This window comes from Butyrivibrio sp. (assembly GCF_017940685.1).
In the GTDB taxonomy this organism is placed as follows: Bacteria; Bacillota; Clostridia; order Lachnospirales; family Lachnospiraceae; genus Butyrivibrio.
In genome coordinates, this window is the sequence record NZ_JAGAYD010000238.1 from 1 (window position 1) to 2,954 (window position 2,954).

The window sequence follows — 2,954 nt, forward strand, 5'->3', positions numbered from 1 at the left end:
CTTGAGGGAAGCGGTAATGCAGAGAGAGTCATCATCTACATTTCAAACCTTATGAGTACCTATGGCATTGTACCAGCTATCATCGCAGGTGTTATCCTTTCTGGTATCCTTGCAGCTACCATGTCAACAGCAGATTCACAGCTCCTTGCATCAGCATCAGCTATTTCATCCGACCTTATTCAGGCTGTTGGTAAAAAGAAACTTGACGACGAGACACAGGTTAAGGTAGCCAAGATCACTGTAGTCCTTATTTCGATCATAGCTATCTTCATTGCAAGGGATCCTGACTCTTCGGTCTTCCAGATCGTATCCTTTGCATGGGCAGGATTTGGTGCAGCCTTCGGACCAGCTGTCCTTCTTTCACTGTTCTGGAAGAAGTCTAACCTTCAGGGTGCCCTGGCAGGTATGGTGGCAGGCGGCGCCATGATATTCATCTGGAAATTCGGAATCTCCAAGCTCGGCGGAGCATTTGCAATCTATGAGCTTCTTCCTGCATTCCTTATTGCACTTGCAGTAAATGTGGTTGTAAGTCTTGCAACTGCCTCCAAGAAGGCATAAGCAATAATCTAACCTGAAAAAATCTATTCTAAGGAGCCCCAAGACGCTATGTTTTAGGGCTCTTTTTCTCTGGCTGGCGTAGGGAAAGATGGCTTGCTTTTGTTAAGTTGGGAAAGGAAATATGGTAAAATTAGTAAAAGAGAATTCTTTTGGAGAGTATTTATGAAGACTTACACTGCGAAGGTATTTGATGAGACAAAATATTCCTTGGGAGAGGGCCCATACTTCGACCCAAGGTTTAAAAGGTTTTCCTGGGTGGATATAACGCAGAACAAGTTATATACCCTTTCTGCTGATGGAGAGAAGACAGAGTTTGATCTGGGTCAGCCTGTGGGTGCAGCGATCCCGCTTAAATATGGAGAGGGATTTTTGCTGGCAGCAGCAGATGGGCTTTACTCCTATGAAAATGGTAAGGCGAGGCTCGCCAAGGATTTAAGGAAGGCTTATAAGCCCTACTGGAGATCCAACGATGCCAAGGCAGATCCTGAGGGAAGGATATTTTTTGGAGCATCGGTAAGAGATGATGTCCATGAGGCGGAGGGAGCGCTCTTTTCATATGATGCGTCGCTTCGTGTTAGGCATGTGGACAGTCTTGTGACCTGCATTCAGCCAGACACCAAGATATCTAATGGAATGGCCTGGAGCTCAGACAGGACTAAGTTCTATTTTTCAGATTCTCTTGAGCACGCTGTGTTTGTGTATGACTATGACGTGGAGACTGGAAATATCGGAGGCAGACAGGTTCTTTTTACTGTGGAAGACGGAGTGCCGGATGGCATGACTATAGATTCTGAGGACAATCTGTGGCTGGCAGTGTGGGGCGGCAGCAGGATTGAAAAGAGAGACGGAAAGACCGGTAAACTCCTTGCAAGGATCGATGTGCCTGCAAAGCACACTTCTTCCTGCTGCTTCGGCGGAGAGGATATGAGGACTCTTTATATCACGTCCTCAGGAGATGGCCTGGATGGCGAGTTTGACGGATGTATTTTTACCTGTGAGCTGGACGTAAAAGGAGTTGCACCAGATTACGCAAAAATATAGTAAAATGTAATGGTAAAGCGATAACTCTTTTCCGGAAGGAGATCTGCCTATGGAAGCTGTTTATCAGAATGCTGAGAGTATACTAAGGTATTTTGTTGAATTTTCAACGCTCTTGCTTGAGATGTTTGGCATATGCATACTGGTCTTTACTGCTATTAAGAGCTTTATATTCTGGCTTAAAAAAGACGATTCCATAAGGCTGGAGCTGGCCCAGGGAATTGCTCTTGCCCTTGAATTTAAGCTTGGAGGCGAGGTGCTTAGGACGGTTGTCGTAAGAGACTGGGCAGAGCTTGGAATTTTGGGAGCCATCATCGCTCTTAGAGCTACCCTTACATTCCTGATACATTGGGAGATCAAGAATGAAGAGAAGGCTCTGGGAGTTAGTAAAACCAGCGCAGAGGCGGATAATAACGACAAGGGTGCGAACAGCTAAGTGAGCTTGGAGGATTTGTTAAATGAGTATAGCAATCGAAACTGTTAAAACCGGCAATATTGAGATGGACTACTTCAGATGCGGGAAAGAAGGGGGATTTCCTCTTGCGATTATTCCGGGACTTAGCATAAAGAGTGTAATGGAGTCAGCACCTGCAGTGGCAGCGCTGTACAAGCCCTTTGCCGATGAGTTTGATATTTATGTTTTTGATAGGAGAAAGAACCTTCCGGATACCTACAGTTTGGAAGAGATGGCAGATGATACTGCCAAGGCGATCGAGGCTCTGGGTCTTACTAAGGTTAACTTCTACGGCGCATCCCAGGGAGCAATCATGGTGCAGCTGATCGCCATAAGACATCCTGAAATAGTTAACAGTATCGTCCTTGGATCAACAGCCCCCAGGGCAACCGAGGATTCCGAGAAGATCGTTCAAAACTGGATCGATCTCGCTACCATGGATACCTGCAAAGAACTGATGCTGGCCTTTGCTGATAAAGTCTATACAGCTGATTTTGTAAATAAGTACAGGGATGCCTTTATAACCATGGCACGCCTTGTTTCCCAGGAAGAGCTGGATAAATTCAAGATCCTGGCGGGGACCCTCTTTGGCTTTGACAACACAGAGGGGCTTGGTACCATCAAGTGCCCAGCCCTGGTCCTTGGCGCCAGAAACGATCAGGTCTTTAACTATACCCTTTCAGAAGAGCTTGCAAAGGGCATCGGCTGCGACGTCTACATCTACGACGACTACGGCCATGCAGTCTACGACGAAGCTCCCGACTATGTAGACCGGCTCCACACTTTCTATACAGCATGCGTTAAGTGACAAGACACGGAGACAAGACTGGGGGCGGTTTGCTGACACGGGGACGGTTTGCTGACACGGGGACGGTTCTTTTGTCACCTTCTTTCCAAGGTGACA

4 protein-coding genes are annotated in these 2,954 nt (G+C 46.8%); all 4 read left to right on the top strand.

Going from position 1 to position 2,954, the window contains the following annotated elements; all coding sequences use genetic code 11:
- Positions 1 to 558, top strand: a 558-nt coding sequence (locus J6I68_RS14030) for a sodium:solute symporter family transporter (RefSeq protein ID WP_442861730.1), incomplete at its 5' end; no start/stop codon positions are given.
- 162 nt (positions 559 to 720) lie between these two features.
- The gene (locus J6I68_RS14035) at positions 721 to 1,599 is read left to right on the top strand and encodes an SMP-30/gluconolactonase/LRE family protein (protein WP_292221232.1); all 879 of its coding nucleotides are present in this window, start codon (positions 721 to 723) and stop codon (positions 1,597 to 1,599) included.
- Positions 1,600 to 1,648: 49 nt separating this feature from the next.
- The gene (locus J6I68_RS14040; protein WP_292221233.1) at positions 1,649 to 2,032 is read left to right on the top strand and encodes a DUF1622 domain-containing protein; all 384 of its coding nucleotides are present in this window, start codon (positions 1,649 to 1,651) and stop codon (positions 2,030 to 2,032) included.
- Positions 2,033 to 2,054: 22 nt separating this feature from the next.
- The gene (locus J6I68_RS14045; RefSeq protein WP_292221234.1) at positions 2,055 to 2,858 is read left to right on the top strand and encodes an alpha/beta fold hydrolase; all 804 of its coding nucleotides are present in this window, start codon (positions 2,055 to 2,057) and stop codon (positions 2,856 to 2,858) included.
- Positions 2,859 to 2,954: the final 96 nt, after the last annotated feature.

What these genes read in the sequence shown, in the direction of transcription:
- J6I68_RS14035 (WP_292221232.1), top strand. Translation starts at nt 721, where the DNA reads ATGAAGACTTACACTGCGAAGGTATTTGATGAGACAAAATATTCCTTG.
- J6I68_RS14040 (WP_292221233.1), top strand. Translation starts at nt 1,649, where the DNA reads ATGGAAGCTGTTTATCAGAATGCTGAGAGTATACTAAGGTATTTTGTT.
- J6I68_RS14045 (WP_292221234.1), top strand. Translation starts at nt 2,055, where the DNA reads ATGAGTATAGCAATCGAAACTGTTAAAACCGGCAATATTGAGATGGAC.